We start from the raw sequence: 25,568 nt of genomic DNA on the forward strand, positions 1-25,568 counted from the left end.
CTCAAGTTGTCCTTAATCCCCCAGATGTGATTTAGCGCTGATACGAAAAATCGACGCCGCAAGCGACGCCGACTTAGCTCATATCCCCTTAATCTTTAGCGTGTTCTTCCAGTTCACGCCATAGTTCATCGTTGAAGTCAGTCCACAGCGGCTTTGCCCACTCCCCGAAAGCTCGGTCGGTCAAGGCGATCGCCGCCCGTCCGGTTGGACGATGCAGCCACAGAAACGTACCCGCCTGCCCGAAGTGGCCAGCGACGTCCTTGGGCATCGAAACACCAAACCACAGCCCCTGCTTGGAATCGGGGTGCCCGAAGATCTCAAAGCCCAGGCCCCAATCGGCCGGACGTTGCATACCATAGCCCGGCACCACACCATTGAGGCCCGGGAACTGCACCGTCAACGCTTCGGTCACGGTATCGGGATGCAGCAGAGTCGGGGCGAGAACCTCATCGACGAAGGCCATGAGATTAGCGACACTGCTGCGCGCGCCATGCCCTGCCGAGCCATCCAGTACGGAATCCGCCATCCCCAGCGGCTCAAACACGGCCTGGCGCAGGTATTCAGTAAACGGCATCTCTGCTTCCGCAGCGATGGCATCGGCGATGATGTCAAAGCCCGCGGAGGAGTAAATGCGTCGCTCCCCTGGTTCTTTTTCCAGCTCACGGCTGGCAAACCCCACCCCGCCGGCGTGTGCCAGAAGGTGACGCACGGTCGCGCCGTGACCGGGTGGCGTGAGCTCTTGGTCGAGCTCCACCGCGCCCTCTTCGACGGCCACAAGCATTCCCACGGCGGCTAGCAACTTGGTCACACTGGCGAGCTCAAAAACGCGACCGCTATCGCCGTGGGTGTGCCAACTGCCATCATCGGCACGCACGGCAGCCGCGACCGTGTCAACTGGCCACTGATCAACTTGCGCAAGAACAGAGGGCTTCCAAGAAGTCATGGTCTCAAGACTACGCAAGCGCGGCGGACGCGGACTTTTCGACGGACTCGGACTTCTCAGCAGGCGCGTCTGCAGCCTCGTCGTCCGACTCGTCGGCTGGCGACAGGTCGGCGTTGGCGCTGGCGTCCCACTCGTCCTTGTCCCAGATTCCCGCACGCTTTGCGACGACCAACGGGACCACGGCCTGACCGGTAACGTTCACCGCAGTGCGGCCCATATCCACAATCGGCTCGACAGCCAGCAGGAGGCCGACGCCGGCAAGTGGCAGGCCAAGGGTCGACAGGGTCAGGGTCAGCATGACGGTAGCGCCGGTGGTACCAGCAGTTGCAGCCGAACCAATAACGGAGACGAAGATGATGAGCAGGTAGTCCGTGAAGTCCAACGGCACACCGTAGAACTGCGAGACGAAGATAGCCGCGATAGCCGGGTAAATGGCGGCGCAACCATCCATCTTCGTGGTGGCGCCCAGCGGTACGGCGAAGGAGGCGTACTCATCCGGCACTGCCAGACGACGGGAGACAACGCGCTCAGTGACTGGCATGACGCCCATAGACGAACGGGTGAAGAAGCCGAGCGAGGTCACTGGCCAGACGCGACGGAAGAAGTCGATTGGGCTAATGCCATGAATCTTCAGCACAACTGGGTACACGACTGCAATGACCAGGAACAGGCCAACGTAAATAGCAATGGCGAACTTGCCCAGGCTGCCGAGCGCTTCCCAGCCATACTCAGCGACGGCGTGGCCGATGAGGGCTGCGGTACCAATCGGTGCCAGACGGATGACCCACCACAGGACCTTCTGCACGATGGTCAAAAGAGAGCCGGAAAACTCGATGAATGGCTCAGCCTTCGGGCCAACCTTCACTGCGGCGACACCGAAGACAATCGCGATGACCAGCAGCTGCAGGACGTTGAAGTTCAGCGATCCAGATACAGCACCGTCAGATTCGCTGATCTTCACGCCAAGGCCGAGGAAGTTCTGCGGGACAATGCTCTGCAGGAATCCCCACCAGGAGCCCACGGAACTCGGCTCTTGCGCTGCCGAGGCATCCACACCAGAGTTAACGCCCGGTTTGATGACCAAGCCCAGCACGATGGCGATGACCACCGATACAAAGGACGTAATGGCAAACCAAATCAGTGTCGAAACAGCCAGCTTGGCTGCACCTGCGACCTGACGCAGGTTGGCAATCGACACTACGACTGCGGTGACAACTAGTGGCGGGATGAGCAGCTTCAACAGCGTGACGTAGGTACTGCCGACCTCGTCGAGCGCTGTGCGCAGCGAGGAGTCATCGCCAGTACTGCGGGCCATGAAGCCCAAAATGAGACCAATAATCAGGCCATAGACAACTTGGGCACCGAAGCCGGTCGCCCATTTAAATTTATTCACTTTTCCTCCTGGAGTTTTATTTCTCTGAAAACACTTGTGCCGCGCCTTATGCCGTCTGACAAATGCGCGCGACGGGATCCGAGGCCGCTGAGCTCAGCCTCGAAGAGACAGGCGCAGCGAGGCGGAAGCCCCGAAGTGTTTAGCGACAGGAGGAAGTGGAGATTCGGCCGTAATCGAGCCAACGCCGCTTTGTGAGCATTTTCATGTTGGTCATTTCTATCTAGCAAGTCCGGTTAAGAGACAAACGATAAGACTGCCACGATTGATGTTGTGACACCAATTTCCAACACGGCCCCTCACCCGAATATTCCACATCGCTAATTCGATTTCTCAGCCTGCCTGCGCAACTGCAGTACCTTCAGCGAGCAGAGGAAGCCAATAGTCAACGCGCCGACAGCGGAATACAGCGCAAACTGCGTGGCATGTGCAAACGCATTTGTCAGCGGCACCAACACACCGTCGGGAGCACCCTGCGCACGCAGACCAATCAGCATCGAGCCAGCGGAATCCTTCAGCCCCTGCCCCATCTGCTCCAGGCCCGGCGACAGCTTCGCGATCTCGCGATCTAGCCCAATCGTCAGCGCCATACCACCGAGCGCAGCACCGAGCGCCGAACCAATCTGCCGAATTGTCGACTGCGTTGCCGATGCCTGCCCCGACAGCCGCACTGGAATATCGCCAAGCACCAACGAGGTCAGCTGCGCCGAAGCCAAACCAAGACCGAGACCGTAGACAATCAATGCAAATACAACGAGCCACAGTGGCAGATTAACGCGCTCTTCTGCCGCCAACTGCAGCGAACCAAAGACCTCGAGACCAAGGCCCACAATCACCACACCGGCCGGGGTAATCCGAGCTGCCAAATGACGCGCCATGGCACCTGCGAAGAACGCACCGAGAGCCATCGCTGCAAGAACCAGGCCGGTTGCGATCGTCGACAAGCCAATCGCCGACACCAAGTAGAGCGGCAGCACGAAGACCAGCGCGAACTCACCCACCGCGACGAGCATCGCCGTGGTATTCCCCCAGCTAAACGTGGCGTAGGAGAACATCGACACGTCCAACAGCGCAGAATCCGCGTTCTTCCGACGACGGTTTTCCCACAGCACGAAGGCGACAAGCACCACCGCACCAACCAAGAGCGTGACGACGGGTGCGGAGGGAAAAGCAAACCCTATCTTGGCGCCCTGAATGATGCCGAAGACCACGGCACCAAAGCCGATTCCAGACAGCACCAGCCCCAGGACATCGAAGCCACCCGCGCCATTGGTATCGCCTGCGGTGTTCGGCACCCAGCGCAGCGCAAGGACGAAAAGTACCACTGCGATGGGCACATTGACCCAAAAGATGGCTTCCCAACCAGCGAATTGCGTAAGCACACCACCCAGGAGTGGGCCGACTGCTGCCGCACCTGACATGACCGCGCCCCAAATGCCGAATGCGGTGGCACGATCTTTGTCACGGAATAGTGCGTTCACGCTGGACAGTGTTGATGGCAGAATGCACGCGCCACCAATGCCTTGGATGACGCGGGCAATGACCAGTGGCGCCAAGGCTGTGGAAAGTGCGGCCACGACGGAGCCGACCGTGAAGATGACCAGACCGACGAGGAAAAGTGTTCGGCGGCCGAAGCGGTCGCCGGCGCGGCCAGAGGTCAGGAGTAGTGCGGCGAAAACGACGGAGTAGATAGTGGTAATCCACTGCGCGCCGACGATGTCGAGCCCCAGCTCCGAAATGATGGTCGGCAATGAAACACCAACGATGGTGCCGTCCAGGACAATCATGCCGAGGCCAACCGCGAGCACGAGCAACCCCCACCACCGCTGTGGCGAGGCCCCGAACTCAGCGATCTGATCCTCGTTGGCGATTGCCATGACGGGGGTGCCCTTCGCTTTCGCTGTGGCACCGGTTTGTGCGTCGGCTGAGACGTCGGCGCTGCTCAAGGGAGGTTTTGTACTCATAGGATTAATGCTAGAAGTGTCCAAGCACTGATTCATCAACCGAAAGTCGTAACTTTGCGGGGGCTTTGGTTCGTTGAGGATGGGGAGGCAGCTTGCTTCATCCCACCCGGGAGATGAGGTCATTGAGAACGAGGGACAGATTCATTGGGCCTGTGTAACTGCTCCCAGAGTCGCTGGCTATAGGGCTTTTATCACCGCACGGTGGCAGATTGCTATGATGCTATGAGGTTTTGGGCATTGGTTCATAGTGCTTAATTGCCACTGCACAGTGCCAAATCCTTGCCCCTATAGCTCAGTCGGTTAGAGCAGAGGACTCATAATCCTTTTGTCGCAGGTTCGAGCCCTGCTGGGGGCACGATGTGAAGTCTCGCAGCATTCTTGACAGTGTGCTGTGGGACGTTTCCGCTTCCCAGCGCCGATTTTGGGGGCTGCTGTCTCGCAACCTGCTTGCCAAGATGTCTCATGACATTTTTGACACTTTTAGGCGGTGGGGTTACTCCGGCAGGTGGGTGGTGAGCGGCGTGGGGCGAAGTCCTCTATGTTGGTTTTCTTTTGGTAGTTGGCCGTTGGGTCGATGATGTGTCGAGCCCTGGAAGACCGCTCGGTCCCCCATTGCGGGCGTTCGGCACGCCTGACTTGGGTTACCGAGTTAGCTATCACTATCGAGCCCACAGCCGGGCATAGGCCGGCGACGAATCTAGCAAATCCTCATGCGTCCCCGCTGCGGCCACGCGCCCGCCGTCCAACATAACGACCTGATCGGCAGCCGCCAACGTGTGCTCCTGATGCGCGATTACTAGCACTGTCGCCAATCCGCTGAGTTCGCGCAGTGCCTCCTGCACAGCCACGGCGGCGGACGCGTCGAGCGATGAGGTCGCCTCATCCAGCAGTAACACAGGCGCTCGCTTCAACACAGCGCGGGCCACTGACACACGCTGCCGCTCGCCGCCCGAGAGCAGTCTGCCACCTTCACCGACGCGGGTCGCCCACCCTTGTGGCAAGCGATCGACGATCTCGTCGACCCGAGCTATTTTCGCGGCGGCGTTCACCTCGGCGTCCGTGGCTTCTGGACGACCGAGCAACACGTTCGCGCGCAGGGTGTCGTCAAGGAGATAGACGTCCTGGAACACCAACGACGTTGCCCCGAGGACATCGGCACTGGCCATGTCGCGAACATCCACGCCGTCGAGCCGCACGGCCCCTGCGTCCACGTCATGGAAGCGGGCGATCAAGCGAGTGAGCGTGGTCTTGCCCGACCCGGATGGCCCGACGATGGCAGTAACTGATCCCGGCGCAACAGTCAGATTGAGATCATCAAACACCATCGCGTCTCCGTAGCCGAAGCGCACTGCGTCAATCGCAATCTCCGGCGGATGCGTCGGTGCTGGGACTGGCTGCTCGGGTTCCGGTAGCCCCGGCTCGTCTAGCAAATTGACCACCTGGTCGAGTTCACGATTCATGCGGCGCAGCGCCGTGCCGAGTTCAGAAAGTGTGCGGAGGGGGCCCATTACCTGGGTGACGATCAGGATAAGACCGATCATCACGAGCGGGTCCACACCGCCGAGACTGCGCCATACGGCCACGGTGACCACAGCGCCAAAGACCGTCTGTACCACGACACTCTGGACAATCATCGATGCGGCGGAGGCCAGCTGGGCCGACATACCGAGGCGACGTTGTCGGTCAAGTGAAGATGCCAGGGGTGCATAGCCAGAACCTGCCACTCGCGCCCCGCGCAGCGCCGTCTGGTGCTTGGCCAGGTCGAGCAGCGCGGCATCCGTGCGGTGTTCCGCGGTGGTGAGTCGGGCGTCGGCCCGGGCACTCCAGGAGCGAGCCAGCACAGTCGAGGCGTACACGAGCGGGACCCCGACGGCGAGCGAGAGTCCCAGCCGCCAGTCAAGGAAGAAGGTCACGAGCACTAGAGTCAACGGAGTCGCCACGTAACCGATGAGCGGAGCAAGCACGTCGCCGATCGCGGTGGCGACGAACATTGTGCCGCGGACCGAGAGCCGTGAGGCGTTGGCTGCGGACCCGCCATCGAACCACCCCATCGGCAGACGCATGAGCTGCCGCGCCAGTTGGCGATGCATCGACGACATCAGAGACATGGTCAAATCGACGCTCCCGCGCGTGACCCACACCGTGAGTAGGGCATGGACGCCGGCGCAAACCACCATTGCGATCAACCACCAGAGCGTCGAGCTGAAAGTCTCCTGGGCCAGGTGGGCCAGTACTGGGACCAGACATGCCAGTGACAGTCCCTGTGCGACTCCGGCCGCCACAGCCACTGCTGTGAATCGCTGGAGTGTTGAGCGTCCTTCTTGTCCAGCGATCCGTTCAATCTGCGTGATCATCGAGCACCTCCCGTGACGGCGGCCTGGTTGCGCCATAGCGCGGCGTACTGCCCATCGGCGGCGAGCAGGGATTCGTGTTCGCCTTGTTCGACGATTCGCCCTTGGTCGAGGACGACGATCTGGTCTGCGTGGGTGATCGTGCCAAGGCGGTGGGCGATCATGATGACCGTGCGTCCCCGGGTCAGTTCGGCGAGGGCCTGCCCGATCGCGGCCTCATTCTCGGGGTCGATCGCGGAGGTGGCCTCGTCGAGTATGAGCACGTGAGGGTCGGCGAGGATGGCCCGCGCGATGGCCACGCGCTGGGTCTCACCGCCGGAGAGCCGAGCGTCTTCTCCGACAACGCTGCCGTATCCGCGGGGTAGTTCGCGGATCCGCGCGTCGATCGCCGCTAGGGAGGCGGCGTGCTGGATGTCCTCGTCGGTCGCGCCCGGACGCCCGAGCGCGATGTTGTCGCGGATGCTCATGGAAGGCAGGCTCGGGCTTTGCAGCAGGATGCCGACGTGTTGATGGAGCACGTGCGGGTCGATGTCGCGCACGTCGACGTTGCCGATCCGGATCGCACCGGCGTCAACGTCACGGAAGCGGGCGATGAGAGATGCGAGGGTCGATTTGCCCGAGCCAGAGGCCCCGACCAACGCGGTGACCGATCCTTCTCGTGCGGTGAGCGACACCCCATGCAGCACCGGCTCATCTGGCGCGTACCCGAAGGTCACGTTCTCGATCGAGACATCGGTCCCGGCGGGCTCGAGGGGATGTTCAGCCACGAGGAGTTCGGGCTCGTCGAGAAGGGTAATGAGTCGTCCGGCGGCTTCTAGCCCGTCGTTGATGTGTTGTTGCCCGGCCCCGACCGTGAGCAGCGTGGCGGGCAGCGACAGAGCGATCATGGTGACCACGACGACGTCGGCGACATCGCTCCACCCGGCGGCGACCATGGCAGCACCGGGAACGACGACAGTCAGCGCGACGACCGGCAACCCCAGGGCCGTGAGAGCGATGGCGTGGGCACGCATCTGGGGTGTGACAAGCGTGCGGAACTCCGAGGTGAAGTCGTCTGACGCCCTGGTGAAGCGCGCCGAGCCAGTCTCCTCAGCCCCGAACACGCGCAGCACTGCGATCCCATCGACGAACTCGATTACCGCGGCGGAGACCTCGGAGAGCGACTCGGCAATCCGGGCCATGACAGAGCGCATGTCTCCGGGCGCGAGCACGGAGAACAGGACCATGTAGGCCACCGGACTGATCACGCAGCACAGCCCGAGTCGCCAGTCGATGGTCAGTGCGACGATGACGCCGACCACCGGTGTCAGAACCGCCGCGGTGATCTCGACCAGCGCGTGGGCGACAAGGTGGTGGAGGCTCGCGACATCGTCTTGGATTATGCGGCGGACGCGTCCGGAGGAGCTCTGATCGAACCATCCCAGTGGGAGTCGGCTCAGCTTGTCGGCCAGTTGCACGCGCAACTCGGCCTGTAGCCGCAGGTCGACCAGATGGGTGATGAGCAGCGCCAGCGACCCCAGGGCGAGTGCGCCACCGAGTCCACCGATGAACCACCATACTGCTGGCCACACCTTGTCAGTGCCCAGGAGTAGTTCATTGACGATCCGGACCAACGCCAGCAGTGGAATGGCACTGGCCAAGCTCCCGAGCACCTGCAGCAAAAGGGCGACGGCGATGGGGGCGGACACCGGGCGGAGAATGCGCCAGGCGGGTTTCCCCGTGTTCGCACTATCCTCCGTCGGCTGACTTGTCGGCTCCTTGGGCGCCGTGGTGGGTTCGTCAGTCGCGTCCGACACTGCGTTACCTCCTCAGTAGACAACCACTCTTGTTTTATATAAGGCTATCCTAACCTAACTAGTAACGCGTCTGTAAGTACGTCGGTGATTCCGAGGCACCCACAGCCATGAGCGGTGGACAGCCGGTACCGCCGAGGACATCGCGGTGTGACTGAAGAAGATCAGGTGTCCGTAGAGGTCAAGCCCCGTGTAGGCGCTTTGTGTTTAGAGCACGTATTTGACGACACCATGGTGAGTTTCGAGTAACACCCGAAGCGTTCGGTCTTTGGGCAGGGTTGGAGGTCAAGGGGGCTAGTTCATCGACTGCCGGGGCTATTCCCTTTTTGTCCCTTTTCCTCTTCGCCCGTTTTCTTGTCCCACTCCTAGCTCCCGGGACTACCCTAGGCAGCTCACGCCCACTTCCCCGACATCCGGTTGTAACAGCTGGCGCACAGGGAGATGTACTTCGGCGCTTCGAGTGCCTCAATTTCCACGGTTTCGCCGTCGAGGATAATGCTGCCGTCCGGATTCAACCGTGCAGTAAAGATGGCCTTCTGCCCACAGGTGCAAATTGTCTTAATTTCCTCAATGGTGTGGGCAACTTCGAGCAAGCGCTGGGAGCCTGGGAAGGCATGCGTGCGAAAGTCGGTACGCAGACCGTAGCAGAGCACCGGGGTACCGCGAAGGGTAATGCCCAGCAACTGATCGACCTGGTCAGGGGTAAGAAACTGTGCTTCATCGATGATAAGGCAATCGTGGCCGTCGGCAAGCGAGGAGAGGTCATCGCCGTCATGAATGAGGTGCGCGCGTTCCGCGATGCCGATGCGGGAGTGCACGTCGCCGTCAGCCAAAGTATCCACGGCCGGCTTGGCGATCAACGGTCGCATATCGCGCTCGCGGTAGTTGTGGGCGACGCGGAGGACCTCGATGGATTTTCCGCTGTTCATGGTTCCGTAGCGGAAGTACAGTTTTGCCATAGCCATCGATTGTAGGGCATCGATTCGCGGGCTCTGACGGCTGTAAACTCGGGCCGCCAACACGGATTTGAATTCCCGACTATCCTATATTTTTATGCAGCCGATTCCTGACCTGAATGAGAATCCAACAGTTGTTGTATGTGGATCTATCCACCTAGATACCCTGGTACAGGTCGATAGCGTACCCGCAGAAGGTGGCACGCTCATCGTTGATGACGGCACGAATATGCTGGGCGGCAAGGGCGCCAACCAGGCCGTTGCTATCGCTTATAACGGTGTCCGTGCGATCATGGCCGGAACTGTTGGCGAGGACCGCGCAGCGGATTTCGTGGTCGAGGAACTCAACGCACACGGCGTAGATGTCCACTCCATTCAGACTTCCTGGGATTTGCCGACCGGCAGCGCTTTCGTCGCAACGAACCGCAAGGGTCGCCCGGTGATTTTTGTCCAGCGCGGTGCCGATGCGCTAACCGACCCCACCGATTTCGTCGACGAGTTCGCATCAGCGGATGTCGTGCTCGCGCAAGGCGAGCTACTTCCGGAAGCAACTGAGGCCATCGCGTCCGTCGCATCCATGTACAGCGCGCGTCTGGTACTGAACCTCAATCCGGTCGTAACCGTTACACCTGCCCTGATTGACCATGCAGATCCGCTGATCGTCAACATGAAGGGCGCCTGGGAAACAATCCGTCGCCTGGACATCGCCGAGGGCATCCGCGCTACCGACTACCGCGCACAGCTCGAGGCGCTTCTGCAGTACTGCCCCAGTGCTGTCATGCTCCGGGGCGACCACGGCTGTCTCTTCGCACAGCACTCCGACGGTCTCGACGACGAGCCGACAATCTACGAGCACCCCGCGCTCAAGCTGCCAGAGGAGAAGATTGTCGACGGCACTGGCTCCGGTGATGCGTTCGTCGGCACGCTCACCGCGGAACTGGCTAAGGGCACCTCGCTTTACGACGCCGTCCCCCTGGCCACCGCAGCAGGCGCAGCAGCTGTACAGGCGGTCGGCGCATGCTCCGCTTTTGCACGTCGCGAAAAACTGCTGGAGATGGTCGAGGCGGAGGATTTTCCCTCTGTGAAAGAGTACGCGGGCTAAGAATTGTCAACAGCCTGGTGTTCGAGCTGGCGCCGATTAAGTCAGTGCCAGTCGGGCCAGCGGAGCCAGTGGGAGAACCTACCCAGCATTGTCTGGCAGAACGGGCTCAAGCGCCAGCATCACCAAGTACCAACTCAACGCGTACCCGATGAGGAAGACATAGGTAGCAATCGCGTAGATCTTCGCCGGGAAAAAGAATATGGCCGCGGGCACGATGAGAAGCGCCAAAACTGCGAGCGCAGTCCGCGGCAGGTTTTTGACGGTCATGCTGGTGGCCGTTGCCAGGGTTCGGCGTAGCGACGACTGACCGTCGGAAAGCGAGCACAGCGAGTAGACCCAGGCGGTAATTCCCAGCAGTATTAGCGCCCCGGAGGTAACTCCTGCGGCGAAGATTAGGCCGACGGTGCCGAGGTCCGCGCGGGAGATAACGTAGAACTCATAGCCAATGGCTCCGGCGAGAACCACGGTGAATAGCCACCACACGGTTGGTGTGCGCCAATTGTCCAGCAGTGCGCGCAAGAAGCGCCGTACGGGCCTTGAGCCTTCGTCACGGACCATGTCGCGAGCGACCACTACCCCAGCGCGAGTTGCGGCGCCTGCAGTGACTATCGGGATGGATGCGACGATCATCAGCAGGTTGATGATTACAAGGTCTGCTAACAGCGACCAGGCTGCGTAGAACTTTGTATCGGTGCTGAAAAATCTATCCACGGGTTCATATCCTAATAAAGGCTGATTAACAGACGAAAGCCTCAACCTACGCGGTTGAGGCTTTCGCTTTCGTAAAACGCGGTGCTTGGCGTCCTATGCGCTAACGCTTAGGCAGCTATCCCTTAACGGCACCCGCAGCAACACCCTCGATAATGTGCTTCTGGGTGGCGACGTAGAAAATCACAATCGGAATGATTGCGAGCACCAGCATTGCCATCATCGCGCCAAGGTCACGGTTACCGTTGGAGCCAACGAAGCTCTGCACGACAACCGGGATGGTCTTGTACTTAGTAGACAGGCCAATGACCAGGTACGGCAGCAGGTAGTCGTTCCATACCCACATAGCGTTCAGAATGGCGACAGTCACTGCAGTCGGCTTGAGCATGGGCAAAACGATGCGGAAGTAGTTCTGCATCGGAGATGCGCCATCAATCATCGCGGCTTCCTCGATGTCAATCGGGATGGACTTGATGAAGCCGGCAAACATGAAGACCGACAAGCCGGAGCCAAAGCCCAAGTAGAGAACCACGATGCCGATTGGGTTGTTCAAATGCAGCATGTCGGCGATCTTGACGGTCGGGAACATCACCATCTGGAACGGGATGACCATCGAGAACACAAACAGGTAATACAGCAGCGAGGTCCACCACGTCTTCACTCGCGTGATGTAGTAAGCCGTCATCGCAGAGAAGAACACAATCGCAATAACCGAGAGGATCGTGATGACAAAGGACCACACGATCGCCCAGCCGAAGCCCTCCTTCATCAGGCCGACGGCGTAGTTTTCGAACCCGACCCACATGTCACCTAGTGGCAGCTGGAAGGGGTTATCTGAAATTGCGAACTTGGACTTGAACGAGTTGAAGATAATGAACGCGATTGGCCCCAAGAACACGACGGTCAAAAACACCAGAATCGCGTAGATGATGACCTTAGATACGCCTCCCACCTTGGCCTCGTCCTGCTTAGCGGGCTTGGCCTTGGGGAGCTTGGTGGCCGTTTCAGTGGTCATTGCAGCGTCGACAGACATTTATGCCTCCACTTCCTTGCTGCGAGTAGCACGCAGCTGCAGCATCGCGATCGCTACGACCACGACGACGAATATTACTGCCTTGGCTTGACCAACGCCCTCCACACCAATTCGGTTGAACATGGTGTTGACGATGTTCAGAGCAACCATTTCTGTCTCTGAACCCGGCGCACCATTGGTCAGGGCCAAGTTTTGATCGAAGAGTTTGAAAGTGTTCGACAGAGTCAAGAAGAGGCAAATGGTAATCGATGGCATGACCATCGGGATAGTAACGTGCCGCAGAATCTCCCAGCGTCCGGCGCCATCAATCTCCGCAGCTTCGATGAGCTCCGGTGGGACATTCTGCAGACCGGCAATATAGATAATCATCATGTAACCGACCAGCTGCCAGTTGATGAGGATGATCAGACCGGCGTAACCGAACTTCCAGTCGGACACAATCGTCGTACCGTACGATGCCAGCACGGCGTTAATCATCGACTGCCAGGTATAACCGAGCACGATGCCACCGATAAGGTTCGGCATGAAGAAGACTGTGCGGAAGAAGTTCGTGCCCTTCAGCTTGCGCGTCAGAATCCATGCGATCCAGAACGCGAACAAGTTCACAGTAATGATGGAAACAACAACCACCATGAGAGTGAATCCGAAGGAGGCGACGAAGCCCTCGCGCTCACTAAAGGCCTTCTGGTAGTTCTCGATACCAACCCACTGCGCATTAGTGATGGTTGTGAAGTCAGTAAATGATAGGAAGAAACCGATAACGAACGGCACCAGGAACGCGATTGCAAAGGCAATCAGCGTGGGTAGCACGAAAATTGGGAAATACTTTTTCAATGTTGCTTGCATCTACAACACCGCTCCTAAAGCTAAAGGCGGAGCCCGGTGCCTCGAGACCGGTTTAACAGGTCACCGAGCCCCGAGCTCCGCCTTGCCATTGGATGAACTCATTCCGTCGGTTGTTCATGCGCGAGAAGCTTTCGCTTCACACTCACCGATGGAATGGATCACCATTGATTTGCTGGTATTTAATTGTTCGGAGATTCCGCATTCCAGCTGTCGGCGAAAGTCTCGACAACCTTGTCCCACGGCATCTTTCCGGAAGCGTACTGCGCCAGCGCTGCGCCAAAATCATCCTTGAACTGCTGCGACGGGAAGTACTGGAAGTCCCACGGGATGGTGGTCAGGTCCTCGTTCTCAATTGCTGCGGCCACTTCCTTGGCCAGCGGGTCATTCGGAGTGTCGGCTTCAGTGAAGTTCTGGAACGGAGCGATGAATCCGAGATCCTCGACGACGTACTTCTTGCCCTCATCGGTGTTGAACAGCCAATTGACGAAGTCCTTCGTTGCCTTTTGGGAAGCCTCCGAAGCCTTGGAGTTGACCGTCAGGTAGTTCTCAGTACCAACCGAGATGCCGGTCTTATCCTCGTCCTTCAGGCCCATGTACATAGGCATGAACTTAATCTTGTCCTGCTTGACCACGTTGCCGGAGACATCGTTGATCTGGGACCATGCCCAGTTGCCATTCTGAACCATAGCGGCCTTGCCCTGGGCGAATTCCGCCATCGAGTCGGACACAGCCTTCGACGGGGCCAGAGTCTTTTCGACAGTGGAGTTATTCAGGTACAGATCAAAGAGGTTCTTGAACTCCTTGTTGTACTTGAACTTCACATCAGCGGTTTCCTTGGTGCCAAGGTCCTCGAATTCATAATGAACCGGTCCGTTGGCCAAGTGTGTCTGCCAGCGCCAATCCTCACCGGATGCAAGCGAGGTGGAAGCGAAGGTGCCGGAAATCCCCAGCTTGTCCTTCTTGGCCTGCATGTCCTCAGCAACTTCCTTCAGCTTTCCGAAGGCCTTAATCTCGTCGATGCTCTTGGCCTTGGCATCGGGCAGCGCGAAGTACTTGTCCATGATCTCTTTGTTATAGATCAGGCCAAACCCCTCGACTGCAAACGGGACGCCGTATACCTTGCCGTCCTCGCCCTTCAGCGGCTCGATGCCCTCGTTGAGGTTTTGTGCGATCTCAGTGTCAGACATGTCTGCCATGTATTCCTGCCAAGTACGCAGGCCCGCCGGACCATTGACTTGGAACAGTGTTGGCGCGTCCTTTTTACCAATCTCGGCCTTCAGAGTTTGCTCATAGGAATTCGAAGCAGCAGTAACGACCTTGACCTGGACACCAGTCTTGTCAGTGTATGCCTTCGCAATCTTCTGATATGCGGCATCCTGCTCCGGCTTGAAGTTAAGGAAGTAGACACCACCATCTGCAACCGCATCATCACTCGAGCACGCAACCAAACCAGCGGTTGCCATCAGGCCTGCTGCACACAGAGCTGAAAGGCGCTTGAAGTTCTTCACTATATTTTCTCCCTTGAGAAGAAAGGCCACTTCAATGGCATCCTCCGAGCAATTCGGACGAATATTTGCCAGCAGCCGTGGCCTAATTGGATTATCCCGCCCTGCGGCTAGAAGTAGCCTTTCATGCGAACTTCGACGCCACCCACGCGGGTATTCGGTCTCACCAAAATCTTACTTGACCAAAACCAATTTAGGTTGGCCTTCAGCCAGCTGTGAACAAATGCAAAGGAGAAAAATAGCAAAAGCTCTCGAAAGCACACCTAGAATTTGAGCTGTTTTCGAGCTGTTTTCGCTGAACAGAGCCGCCTACCGGCACCAAAGTAAGCACCTGGCCGCGACAATCACACGCAGACCCGACAACCACCCGACCACCAAAAGCACCCCTGTTTGGCGTGAATGTATATTTTTATAATATCCTGGCGAGTCGTTTACTTGTCACTTTTGAAATAATCGTACGCTCGACAGTCTGCTTCTAGAGAGCTACTCGACCTCATCGCTCGCCGGAAGATATACGGACTCGTCGCGATGCCCGGGCAACACTCGGTCTACGTAGCTCTGCACCGCTTCTTGAAGCGGCACATCCGCACGGCGTTTTTCTGCCATGTACCAGCGATGCTCCAAGACCTCGTGGAAAACCTGCGCATCCTGCAGCCTTCCACGCAGCCCCTCGGGCACAGCCAGGATTGTGGCCTCGAAAACTTCACGCAGCCATCGGTGCGCAACCTGCTCTAGCGGAACCCCTTCAAGACCTTCCGCCAACCGAAAGGTCTGCATACTATTGAGCATCCGCCTCGCTTGCCGTTCTTGAACATCCAACCCCGTCAGTCGCATTAACTGCCTATGGTGATGCCCTGCGTCAACCACTCGTGGTCGGAACACAACGCGGCCACCATCACTGGTGACTTTCAGCTCGCCAACATCGAAACCGAGGTCGTTGAGCCTGCGAATCCGCTCATCGACAAGCCAAGGCTCCTCAACACCAATAGATTCTTCCCCCGTCAGCTCTTGCCACAGGTCCTCATAACGCTCAATAATGCGCCTACCCACCGCAATTACGTCCAACTCAGGATCGAGGAATCCGCCGGCCTGCAGATCCATGAGCTCTCCGATGATGTTGGTATGGGCAACGTCAACGTCGTAAAGCCTGCGGGAATCTGAGAGTGTGCCTTGCAAATCTCCCGTTTCCGCGTCGACAAGGTAGGCGGAGAAAGCGTCTGCGTCACGACGAAACAACGTGTTCGACAGCGACACGTCGCCCCAGTAAAAACCAAGGAGATGTAACCGAACTAGCAGGACTACCAGCGAGTCAATCAGGCGGACCACAGTTTCGCGGGTGACCTGTTGAGAAAAAACTGCACGATACGGCAGCGAATACTCGAGATGTTCTGTGACGAGTGCCGCAGTTAACGGTTCGCCATCTGGATCCTTGCGGCCAGTAATGACCGCGAGCGGGCGAACCGATGGAGCACCGAGCCTGACCAGGTCACGCAGCATTCGATACTCATGATGAGCAGTGAACTCACCAATTTCTTTCACTGCAATGACGCGGTCATCCAAGTTGACGAATCGAACAATGTGCCGCGAAATTCCCTGAGGTAGGGCGGCCAACAAATCGTCTGGCCACTGTTCCAGAGGTATATGCCAAGGAAGGCGCAAAAGCTTTGAAGCCACCGTTGTCGCGGCTATTTTCATAGTTTCCGACACGGTGGCTCCTAAAACTGTCTTACTGTCCCACTGCCCTACCAGCTACTCATTTCATCTAAACGAAAGAGTTTAGGCCGGAAGGCGCATACCAGTCGACTTCGAGAACAGGTGCAGCATGCCCGGACGAATCTTGCCGTAAACTACCGAGCCCAACTGCGGCGCGGTGCGCGGGGCGGTACGAATAACCACCTGACCGTGTTCCTCTTCGTCCGGGTTAGAGGAAGATCCGGAGCTCAATGCTCCGCCACCGACGAGATCGCCATACATGAATGCATCGGAGCCCAATTCCTCGACCAAGTTAACCTGCACCGGAATGACGTCATCGCCCGGCCCCTCGACCAGGTCGAATGCCTCCGGACGGAAGCCCACGATAATCTGGTTCTGATCCTCCGGCACGATTGCAGCAAGTGTGGCTTCCGGCAGCTTAATCTTGGCCTCACCCAACGTGGCGTAACCATTAGAGACGTTGAACGTGCCCAGGTTCATCGCAGGCGAGCCAATGAAGCCCGCGACGAATTCGTTTGCCGGGGTTTCGTAGAGTTCCCGCGGGGTACCGACCTGCTGCAGAACACCGAAGTTAATGACCGCGATGCGGTCGCCCATGGTCAGCGCCTCAGTCTGGTCGTGGGTGACATACATGGTGGTCACACCCATCCGACGCTGCATGGCCGCAATCTGAGTACGGGTTTGAACACGCAGCTTCGCGTCCAGGTTCGACAACGGCTCGTCCATCAGGAACACCTGCGGCTTGCGCACAATCGCACGCCCCATTGCCACACGCTGACGCTGACCACCGGATAGAGCCTTAGGCTTACGATCCAGGAACTGAGTTAGATCCAGGGTCTTCGCAGCTTCTTCGACACGACGGTCAATCTCGTCCTTGTCCACACCAGCAATCTTGAGCGCGAAGCCCATGTTCTCGCGCACCGTCATATGCGGGTACAGGGCGTAGTTCTGGAAGACCATCGCAATATCGCGATCCTTGGGCGAGACATTGGTCACATCACGATCTCCAATGAAAATCTTGCCCTCATTGACCTCTTCCAGACCGGCAAGCATGCGCAGTGTTGTGGACTTACCACAACCGGAGGGGCCCACCAGAACCAGGAACTCGCCATCGGCAATTTCCAAGTTGAACTTGTCCACAGAAGGCTTCGTCGCACCAGGGTAAATGCGAGTGGCATCAGCAAAAGTCACAGTAGCCATGTGAATACAAACCTTTCATCGGCAGGTACGTGCCGAACGATCCGAGTGAAAGTAACCGCAGGAACAGCTCCTACGTATCTGCCTCACAAGCTTACTCTTAATCGAGTAGTCCCGTAACGAGCTCCGCAATCTTCGAGCGCTCCGAGCGCTTCAGCGTGATGTGTGCAAAAAGCTCGTTGCCCTTGAGTTTTTCAATCACCGCCTGCACGCCGTCATGGCGGCCGACGCGCAGGTTGTCACGCTGCGCCACATCGTGCGTAAGGATGACCCGGGAATTGCTACCAAGACGCGACAGCACCGTCAGCAGTACGTTGCGCTCCAGCGACTGTGCCTCATCGACAATCACGAAGCTGTCATGCAGGCTACGACCGCGAATGTGTGTCAGTGGCAGTACCTCCAGCATGTCGCGCGAGGCAATCTCATCCATCACGTTGTCTGAAACCAATCCCTCCAGGGTGTCGTAAACAGCCTGCGCCCACGGGTTCATCTTTTCGTCCTCACTACCTGGCAGGTAGCCAAGGTTCTGACCACCTACCGCGTAGAGCGGACGGAACACCACAATCCGGCGATGCAGTCCGCGCTCCAGCACCGACTCCAGTCCCGCGCACAGCGCAAGCGCCGACTTACCCGTACCGGCTCGGCCGCCGAGGGACACAATCCCCACCGAGTCATCCAACAGCAGGTCAAGCGCCACACGCTGCTCCGCCGACCGCCCCTTCAGGCCAAACGCCTCCGTATCGCCCCGCACAAGCTTGACGACGCCCGGGGCGCTCACCCGTGCCAGCGCAGACTGGCTACCAGCGCTGAGCTGCACGCCGCAGTGCAGCGGCTGATCCTGGATCTGCTCGAGCTCAAGGAACCCATTGGCGAAGAGACGATCAATTTCCTCCGGGTCGACGTCTACTTCCACCATTCCCGAGTACCCAGTCAGAACGACGTCCTGGGCGCGGTAATCGTCGGCAGGCAAGCCGACCGCACCAGCCTTGACGCGAAGCGGAATGTCCTTGGTGACCAGCACGACATCATGTCCATCGTGCTGAAGATTAAGGGCGCAAGCGAGAATGCGGTGATCGTTTTCGGCGGTGCGGAAGCCTGCGGGAAGGATGGAGGGATCGGAGTGGTTGAGCTCAATATGCATAAACCCGCCAAGATCATTGGCGGGCACAGGCCGGTCCAGGTGGCCGTAGCGGTAACGCAGCTCTTCGAGGAAACGGAGCGCTTCTCGGGCGAACCACCCCAGCTCTGGGTGGTGGCGCTTGGCCTCCAACTCACTCACCACGACCAGCGGAAGCACAACTTGGTGCTCATCGAACTTCTTGGTGGCGTGGGGATCGGACAGCAGGACCGAGGTATCAAGCACGTAGGTACGCATGCCCTCAGGCTAAAAGTCAGAGGTAGAAATTACGTGGTTGTGAGATGAATGCTTGGTTATCAGATGAACCACAGTTGGTTACAGGCTCTAATCCTCAAGTTGAACCCTAAGGAACTGGCCGAGCACCGAGCACCACTGCCCGGCCACTCCACTGCCCTTTTAATGGCGACTAGTCGTTGCAATGGTGACTAGTCGTTGTGACGGATTTGGCGACCCAGCAACTTGTGGCGAAGCGGATCAACCGCCAAGGTCACAGCGCCAACTGATACAACTCCCACGAGATACGCCAGCGCAACAACAAGGGAGCGTTGACCAAACGTGATTTCGTTCGCAATCGGTCCGAACATGGTGGCTCCCAACAGCGCACCCATGACAAAGCCGAAGATACTGGTCGCAAGCATGGGAAAGAATGTCTGCTTGAAAGTGACCGTGCGGTGGAAGTTGATTGGCGTCCCGATGAAGTCCAGCGCCTTTGTCAGCGATGCCTCTTCATAGACGGCTGAGGCCTGAGTCAGAAGCGTTGACACCAGCAGCAGAATGAAACCGATTACGAAAGTGATAGTCACACCGGTTGCAATATCGTGCGCGAACGTGACATCTGCAACCTCTTCAATCTTGTCTTCGCCAGGCACCATCATTGTGTAGCCAAGCAGCAGAGACAGGAAGGCCATGGAACTTACTCGACGCCACGATTCCTTAGCGTTAGTCGCTACTCGTCGCGTCGCCACAAAATCACTTGACGTACCGAAGAAGCTGGAGATGCGGGCAACAAGCTGGATAAAGAAAGGCGCCACCAGGCCAATTGCCCAGACCATCAGGTACATCATCGCTGCGACACCAAGCGTGGCAGTGACGGTTCCACCCGCGATATTGGAGTTGGCAATCACGTACAGGACGATCGCACCGATAACAACGGCCACAATCATGCGCCATGCCTTCATCGACTTGGGCACTTCCTTGCGGCTAACGCCGAGTGGTGAAATCATCACCCTTCGCAAACCGACCACAGCGGCAAAGAGTGCGAGTAGCACCACTGCTACCCAAACCAGCGGGTAGCCCCACCAGGGCAGCAACATGTCCCAGGTATCCAGGTAGTCATTGTCGAACTTGATTATCGCCCAGAATGGCGCAGTGGCCACCGACAACAACGTGCCCACCACAAGCCCAACAGCTGCCAATACGAGGGTTTCGATAATCACCATGCGCGTAATTGCCCCGTTGGAGAGACCAATTAAGCGCAGAGTTGCCAACCGTTGCTCACGTCCTGCAGCGCCAAGCACCGCCGACTGTGCTACCAGCGAAACCATTGCCGGAATCACAAAAACACAGGCCACAAGTGCCAGCTGCAGGTACATCTCGCCCTGACCTTGATTCATGTAATCCTCGGGCGTTGGGTTCGGCGGCAGATTTGGCTCAGCCTGCCAACGGCGGTAAAACATCGCCGTTCCACCGACGACGACCAACGCCAACCAGGTACTCACGGTCATGGCCACCACGGACAATGCGGACAGCCAGCCGTTTCCCGAATGCGATTCACGCCCGGCGCGCTGCAGCCGCGTGCTCAAGTCCGCTAGTGCGCCGGTAGGAATTCTCTGGGGTTTTGGTGCTTCAGTTACGGTGCTCACTTTGTAACCTCCGCTCCTGCCAGCATGCGGTCGTCGTGAATCAGGCCATCGCGGATCTCCACACGTCGACGACACCAGTCGGCCACCTTCACATCGTGCGTGACCATCACCAATGTCGTTCCAGTCTGCTCCACCAACGCGGTGAGCTGCTGCATGACCTCATGGCCTGTGGACTGGTCCAACGCGCCAGTCGGCTCATCAGCAAAGATGACACCTGGCTCGCCGGCCATCGCGCGGGCAATTGCTACACGCTGTGCTTGGCCGCCGGACATCTGTCCTGGGCGACGGCGCGTGAGGTCCTTGAGCCCCAGGCGGTTGAGGACATCGTCGGCAAGCGCGAGTGACTTCGAGCGCTTCTTGCCCTGCAGAATCATTGGCAGAGCAACGTTTTCCCTGGCAGTCAGCTCGGGAAGGAGCTGGCCATCTTGGAAAACGAAGCCGAAGTCGTGCAGGCGGAGGGCGGAGCGGTCGGCGTCGGAAAGCGAACTGATCTTTGTGTCACCGAAGATGACGTCGCCGTCGTCCGGTAGCAAAACGCCGGACATGCAGTGCAGCAGCGTGGACTTACCAGAACCTGACGGTCCCATGACTGCAACCGTTTCGCCGGGCTCAATGGTCAGCGAAATGCCGGTGAGAACGGGAGCGGAATTGTAGGACTTGGTGATGTCGCGGATACAAAGTCGTGCGTTTCTGGGGCTGTTGTTCTCTGTCATGGCACTCATTTCACTCGCACGGAGGCGATTTCAACACCGTGCCCACTTTCCTTTTGCGGTAGTGCTAGGTCTACCATGCCGGAAATTAATTCCTCCGCACACAGAGCTTTCGTACCATGGGAAACTATGGAGCTGAAGGATTATTTCCGCAAATATATCGGCGCGAACCGTCGCGAAAAAGCGCATAAACGCAGCTACGAGGAATCCGCCGCCGCCCGCATCGCCGAACTTACCGCTTCACGACGAACAATTGCCGAAGCCTTTGAGATTGAACGTCGCCGCATTGAAAATGACCTCCACGACGGAGCTCAGCAATACATTGTTGCGGCTTCAATGAAATTAGGACTTGCGGAATTAGAGGCCTCCAATACTGGCAATGAGGAACTAATGCAGCTCCTGTCGGAAACGCGCGGCCATTTGGAGGATGGCCTGCGGGCCTTGCGGCGAACAGTCCATGGCATCCATCCGCAGGTGTTGCGCGATCGCGGACTGCAAGCGGCTGTTGAGGAAATTGCTGAAGGATATGGCCCTCACGTTGTTGTACACACTCCCTATCCGCTGCCGGAATTGGAGGAAAGCGTGCTCGCCGCGGCATATTTTTTCTGTGCAGAAGTGCTGACAAATGCAGCAAAATATGCGCCGAATGCTCCTGTTTCTGTGCTGCTCACCTCAGATCAAACACTGAATATTTCAATTACGGACCAAGGCCCAGGTGGGGCAAAATTGGGGCGCGGATTGCGGGGCATGAAAGAGCGCCTGGCCACTTTTGACGGTGCGATGACCATGCACTCTCCCGAAGGCGGGCCAACGCAGGTAATAGCCAGAATTCCCTTGATGCTAAATCGCTGGGAATCGGGCATTGGAGAAATAGAAGGCATGGATATGGAAAGCGTGGAGAAGAAAGGTGCGGCGAAATAATGAAAATTGTCATTGCGGATGACTCGGCACTCTTGCGGGAAGGAGTCGCGGGGCTCGTCGAAAAGCGCGGACATGAAGTGATTGCGATGGTCGACACTGCGCACGGTCTGGTGGCGGACATCGATGACCGGTTTGACGACTCGGGCGAGCTGCCAGATTTAGTGATAACCGATGTGCGCATGCCTCCAAAGATGAGCGATGACGGCCTGCGGGCGGCGGTCGAGTTGCGCGAGCGCTATCCGCAGCTGAATGTGATGGTGCTGTCGCAGTATGTGGCGCCGGCGTATGCGCGCGAGTTGTTCTCGTCGAGCGGTGCTGGAGGTAGCGCTGGGGTTGGTACTGGGGTCGGTTCGAGTGGCAGCAGCTCGAGTGGCGGGACCGGGTATCTGCTCAAAGACCGTGTCGGCCAGGTGCTGGACTTCTTGGGTTCGCTCGAAGTCGTCGCAGGTGGTGGCGTGGTGATTGACCCTGATGTGGCGACGGCATTGATGCAGTCCGGCAAATCGGGACTAGCCAGTTTAACGGCGCGCGAACGCGAAGTGCTCGAGCTGATGGCACGCGGCAAGTCCAATAAGCAGATTGCCGATGACCTCGTGCTTTCCGGGGCGGCAGTGGCGAAACACGTGTCCAACATCTTTATGAAGCTGCATCTGGAGCCCGGCGAGGAAAACCGCCGCGTGCGGGCAATTTTGGAATTTCTCACGGCGACGTCGGGGCAAATTTAGGGTCGGCAGCAATCGCATCTCTCGCAAAAGCGATGAAAAAATAAGTGTTGATTGTGGCACGAGTCACAACTTAATGTTGGCTCATACGTTTGTTGTTTCCCTATCGAAAGGACGTGTCTACATGACTGTTTACGCCAACCCCGGCACCCCCGATGCGATCTTCACGTACAAGGAGCAGTACGAGAATTTCATCGGCGGTAAGTGGACACCTCCAGTAGACGGGCAATACATGGACAACTCCACCCCGGTCACGGGCGAGGTTTTCTGCCGGGTTCCGCGGTCTAACGAGAAAGACATTGAGCTCGCCCTCGACGCCGCACACAAAGCGAAGGACTCCTGGGCCTCGGTTCCTGCGGCCGAGCGGGCGCTGATCCTCCACCGCATCGCGGACTGTATAGAGGAAAACCTCGAGAAGATTGCCGTCGCCGAGACCTGGGAGAACGGCAAGGCCATCCGCGAGACCCTCGCCGCTGACATCCCGCTCGCAATCGACCACTTCCGCTACTTCGCCGGGGCCACCCGCACGCAGGAGGGGCGCATCTCACAGATTGACGACAACACGGTCGCCTACCACTTCCACGAGCCACTCGGCGTCGTCGGCCAGATTATCCCGTGGAACTTCCCCCTCCTGATGGCCGCATGGAAGATCGCCCCGGCCCTCGCCGCCGGCAACTGCATCGTGCTCAAGCCAGCAGAGCAGACCCCCGCGTCGATTCTCATGCTCACCGAGATTATCGCCGATTTGCTTCCGGACGGCGTTCTCAACATCGTCAATGGCCTCGGCACCGAGGCCGGTGCTGCGCTGACCGCAAGCGACCGGATCTCCAAAATTGCGTTCACCGGATCGACTGCCGTGGGCCAGCTAATCAACAAGGCAGTGTCCGACAAGATTATTCCGATCACGCTGGAGCTCGGCGGCAAGTCCCCGTCCATCTTCTTCCCCGACGTCATGGACGCCGACGATGCGTTCCGCGAGAAGTGCATTGAGGGCCTGGCCATGTTCGCGTTGAACCAGGGCGAGGTCTGCACCTGCCCGTCGCGAGCCCTGGTCCACGAAGACATCGCTGATGAGTTCCTGAAGCTCGCGGTCGAGCGCGTTAAGCAGATTAAGACCGGCAACCCGCTGGATACGTCGGTACAGATGGGCGCCCAGGCCTCCCAGGAGCAGCTGGACAAAATCTCCGGCTATTTGGAGTCCGGGCCGAAGGAGGGCGCGGAGGTTCTCACCGGCGGCAACGTCGCCAAGCTCGAAGGGCTGGAGGGAGGCTACTACGTCGAGCCGACAATCTTTAAAGGCAACAACTCGATGCGTTTCTTCCGCGAGGAGATCTTCGGCCCGGTCCTGGCCGTGACAACCTTCAAGACCCTGGATGAGGCTCTCGAGATTGCCAACGACACTATCTACGGTCTTGGCGCCGGCGTGTGGAGCCGCAACCAGAATAACGCCTACCGCGCTGCCCGCGGCATCCAGGCTGGCCGTGTGTGGGTGAATAACTACCACAGCTACCCTGCTCACGCAGCCTTCGGCGGCTACAAGCAGTCCGGTATCGGCCGCGAGAATCACTTGATGATGCTCGAGCACTACCAGGAGACCAAGTGCATGCTCGTCTCTTACGACGAGAACCCGACTGGCCTGTTCTAAGAATCCGACCCCTTGGGGTTAGGCGATTTGTCGATTCCGATTCACGTCCGATGAAGGTGTCGACAATCGCCTCTACCCCCAAAAAAACGCCCTCCGCGCCTGGCAGGTTACGATGGTCGGCCTTAACCTGACGCACCAGGCGCTGGCGACTCCAAAGTTAGAGGCCTAACTCACGGCCGCCAGCTAGGCCTCTCTTTCTTTCTTCACTTGCCGGTACCACCTACGCATCCGATTAATCGCGGCACTGGCGGCCCATCCGCCGAGAAATAGTAGCGGGATGTAAAAGAACACAACATAGGCGACGACCATGCCGTCCTGGCCATCGAGCGGCGTGGTGAGAATTAGGAATGCCAGATCGCCAAGCGCGGCAATTCCTGCGCCGGTAGCTGCTGCGACAATGCTCCGCGCGCTGGTCATCCCCCGAGCCAACGACCCATCACCGGCGAAAACGGCTATTGCTCCGACCAGCATTACTGAGACCAGCATGGACACAATCCACGACGCAATTCCTTCGTCGTAGGCGAGGTTGGGCTCCGGCAAGATTAGCCCACCTAAAACACTCCACGCGACCGCGGCGAAAAATGACGCCAGCAAGGGGCGGGTTATATTGTCGAGCCTCATGCGTCCCAGGTTACGTGAGATGACCTCCAAAAATACTGGATCTCCCCTCCTCAGTGGAGAATCGAGTCACGCCCACAAGAACAAAGATCTCCGAGCATAAAGTGGGGTAAGTAGAGAAACTGACAACCCGAAAACTTACGGGCTGCAAATGTGAAACTGTGTGAGTTTATGACACTTTCAGGCCATTTTTCGAGCGGTAGGGTCAGGCGGTCATTGCATCATGGATAACACCAGAGATTACCTCCCGGGGAGTTAACCCGCCGAGCACTACCCGCGGCCGGTTATTCAGCAATGCTTCCGCCTCGGCGACCTCTTGGTCGGTGACATCGGTAAAGTTGGTGCCTTTGGGGAAATAAAACCGGATATCCCGATTCATCCGCTCATTGCTACCTCGCTGCCACGGCGAATGCGGATCGGCGAAAAACACCTGGATATTCTCCGCGACAGA

General features: G+C 58.2%; 21 protein-coding genes and 1 tRNA gene. 5 read left to right on the forward strand and 17 right to left on the reverse strand.

The annotated features are described in order from the left end of the window. Positions 1-88 precede the first annotated feature (88 nt). From QP981_RS06005 to QP981_RS06015, 3 genes are all read right to left on the reverse strand, one after another. On the reverse strand, positions 89-943 hold the full coding sequence (locus tag QP981_RS06005) for a serine hydrolase domain-containing protein (protein WP_284857632.1): 855 nt from the start codon (positions 941-943) through the stop codon (positions 89-91). Positions 944-953: 10 nt separating this feature from the next. Then, positions 954-2,336: a dicarboxylate/amino acid:cation symporter gene (locus QP981_RS06010; protein ID WP_284857633.1), complete on the reverse strand. Its 1,383-nt coding sequence runs from the start codon at positions 2,334-2,336 to the stop codon at positions 954-956. A 317-nt stretch (positions 2,337-2,653) separates the two neighbouring features. Then, positions 2,654-4,297 (reverse strand): DHA2 family efflux MFS transporter permease subunit, encoded by a 1,644-nt coding sequence (locus tag QP981_RS06015; RefSeq protein WP_284857634.1) that lies wholly within the window; start codon positions 4,295-4,297, stop codon positions 2,654-2,656. A gap of 281 nt (positions 4,298-4,578) precedes the next feature. Here QP981_RS06015 and QP981_RS06020 point away from each other — a divergent pair. Next, positions 4,579-4,652 (forward strand) — tRNA-Ile (locus QP981_RS06020). Positions 4,653-4,956: 304 nt separating this feature from the next. On the opposite strand, the gene QP981_RS06025 is transcribed toward QP981_RS06020, so the two are convergent. The 3 genes from QP981_RS06025 to QP981_RS06035 all read right to left on the reverse strand — a co-directional run bounded on the left by QP981_RS06025 (position 4,957) and on the right by QP981_RS06035 (position 9,400). Further along, positions 4,957-6,651 carry an ABC transporter ATP-binding protein gene (locus tag QP981_RS06025; RefSeq protein WP_284857635.1) on the reverse strand — a complete coding sequence of 565 codons (1,695 nt, stop codon included), beginning with the start codon at positions 6,649-6,651 and terminating at the stop codon, positions 4,957-4,959. After that, on the reverse strand, positions 6,648-8,336 hold the full coding sequence (locus tag QP981_RS06030; protein WP_160310019.1) for an ABC transporter ATP-binding protein: 1,689 nt from the start codon (positions 8,334-8,336) through the stop codon (positions 6,648-6,650). Before QP981_RS06030 ends, QP981_RS06025 begins: the two co-directional genes overlap by 4 nt. A 497-nt stretch (positions 8,337-8,833) precedes the next feature. Further along, positions 8,834-9,400, reverse strand: a complete 567-nt coding sequence (locus QP981_RS06035) for a thymidine kinase (protein ID WP_038625984.1) — start codon at positions 9,398-9,400, stop codon at positions 8,834-8,836. A gap of 94 nt (positions 9,401-9,494) precedes the next feature. On the opposite strand from QP981_RS06035, the gene QP981_RS06040 reads away from it, so the two are divergent. Further along, a complete protein-coding gene (locus QP981_RS06040; protein WP_284857636.1) occupies positions 9,495-10,499 on the forward strand; it encodes a PfkB family carbohydrate kinase in 1,005 nt (334 codons plus the stop codon). A 78-nt stretch (positions 10,500-10,577) separates the two neighbouring features. Here QP981_RS06040 and QP981_RS06045 read toward each other — a convergent pair whose 3' ends face one another. The 9 genes from QP981_RS06045 to QP981_RS06085 all read right to left on the reverse strand — a co-directional run bounded on the left by QP981_RS06045 (position 10,578) and on the right by QP981_RS06085 (position 21,223). Further along, complete coding sequence (locus QP981_RS06045; protein WP_149420826.1) at positions 10,578-11,210, reverse strand: MusI family membrane protein; 633 nt, start codon at positions 11,208-11,210, stop codon at positions 10,578-10,580. 115 nt (positions 11,211-11,325) lie between these two features. Continuing rightward, positions 11,326-12,222, reverse strand: a complete 897-nt coding sequence (locus QP981_RS06050; protein WP_042389412.1) for a carbohydrate ABC transporter permease — start codon at positions 12,220-12,222, stop codon at positions 11,326-11,328. A gap of 18 nt (positions 12,223-12,240) precedes the next feature. After that, the gene (locus QP981_RS06055) at positions 12,241-13,086 is read right to left on the reverse strand and encodes a carbohydrate ABC transporter permease (RefSeq protein ID WP_016423090.1); all 846 of its coding nucleotides are present in this window, start codon (positions 13,084-13,086) and stop codon (positions 12,241-12,243) included. Positions 13,087-13,265: 179 nt separating this feature from the next. Next, positions 13,266-14,549, reverse strand: coding sequence for an ABC transporter substrate-binding protein (locus QP981_RS06060; RefSeq protein ID WP_502869554.1), 1,284 nt, complete (start codon positions 14,547-14,549; stop codon positions 13,266-13,268). Positions 14,550-15,074: 525 nt separating this feature from the next. Then, positions 15,075-16,286 (reverse strand): DUF4032 domain-containing protein, encoded by a 1,212-nt coding sequence (locus QP981_RS06065; RefSeq protein WP_172620277.1) that lies wholly within the window; start codon positions 16,284-16,286, stop codon positions 15,075-15,077. Positions 16,287-16,367: 81 nt separating this feature from the next. Further along, positions 16,368-17,504, reverse strand: coding sequence for an ABC transporter ATP-binding protein (locus tag QP981_RS06070; protein ID WP_069359226.1), 1,137 nt, complete (start codon positions 17,502-17,504; stop codon positions 16,368-16,370). A 97-nt stretch (positions 17,505-17,601) separates the two neighbouring features. Continuing rightward, on the reverse strand, positions 17,602-18,876 hold the full coding sequence (gene phoH2 / locus QP981_RS06075) for an RNA 5'-3' helicase PhoH2 (protein WP_042388806.1): 1,275 nt from the start codon (positions 18,874-18,876) through the stop codon (positions 17,602-17,604). Between the two features lie 188 nt (positions 18,877-19,064). Beyond that, a complete protein-coding gene (locus QP981_RS06080; protein WP_284857638.1) occupies positions 19,065-20,501 on the reverse strand; it encodes an FtsX-like permease family protein in 1,437 nt (478 codons plus the stop codon). Next, entirely contained in the window at positions 20,498-21,223 is a 726-nt protein-coding gene (locus QP981_RS06085; protein WP_070546206.1) for an ABC transporter ATP-binding protein, read from the reverse strand. Before QP981_RS06085 ends, QP981_RS06080 begins: the two co-directional genes overlap by 4 nt. A gap of 117 nt (positions 21,224-21,340) precedes the next feature. Here QP981_RS06085 and QP981_RS06090 point away from each other — a divergent pair, with 117 nt between their 5' ends. From QP981_RS06090 to exaC, 3 genes are all read left to right on the forward strand, one after another. Continuing rightward, entirely contained in the window at positions 21,341-22,132 is a 792-nt protein-coding gene (locus tag QP981_RS06090; RefSeq protein ID WP_083301589.1) for a sensor histidine kinase, read from the forward strand. Next, positions 22,132-22,857 (forward strand): LuxR C-terminal-related transcriptional regulator, encoded by a 726-nt coding sequence (locus QP981_RS06095; protein ID WP_284857639.1) that lies wholly within the window; start codon positions 22,132-22,134, stop codon positions 22,855-22,857. Before QP981_RS06090 ends, QP981_RS06095 begins: the two co-directional genes overlap by 1 nt. A gap of 121 nt (positions 22,858-22,978) precedes the next feature. Continuing rightward, positions 22,979-24,499, forward strand: coding sequence for an acetaldehyde dehydrogenase ExaC (gene exaC, locus QP981_RS06100; protein WP_284857640.1), 1,521 nt, complete (start codon positions 22,979-22,981; stop codon positions 24,497-24,499). Positions 24,500-24,682: 183 nt separating this feature from the next. Here the strand turns inward: exaC and QP981_RS06105 are convergent, their stop codons facing one another. Together QP981_RS06105 and QP981_RS06110 are read right to left on the reverse strand one after the other, a co-directional pair. Continuing rightward, a complete protein-coding gene (locus QP981_RS06105; protein WP_284857641.1) occupies positions 24,683-25,120 on the reverse strand; it encodes a hypothetical protein in 438 nt (145 codons plus the stop codon). A gap of 202 nt (positions 25,121-25,322) precedes the next feature. After that, on the reverse strand, positions 25,323-25,568 hold a 246-nt coding region (locus QP981_RS06110), incomplete at its 5' end, for a transposase (RefSeq protein ID WP_502869553.1).

The organism is Corynebacterium sp. MSK047 (assembly GCF_030232285.1).
In the GTDB taxonomy this organism is placed as follows: domain Bacteria; phylum Actinomycetota; class Actinomycetes; order Mycobacteriales; family Mycobacteriaceae; genus Corynebacterium; species Corynebacterium jeikeium_D.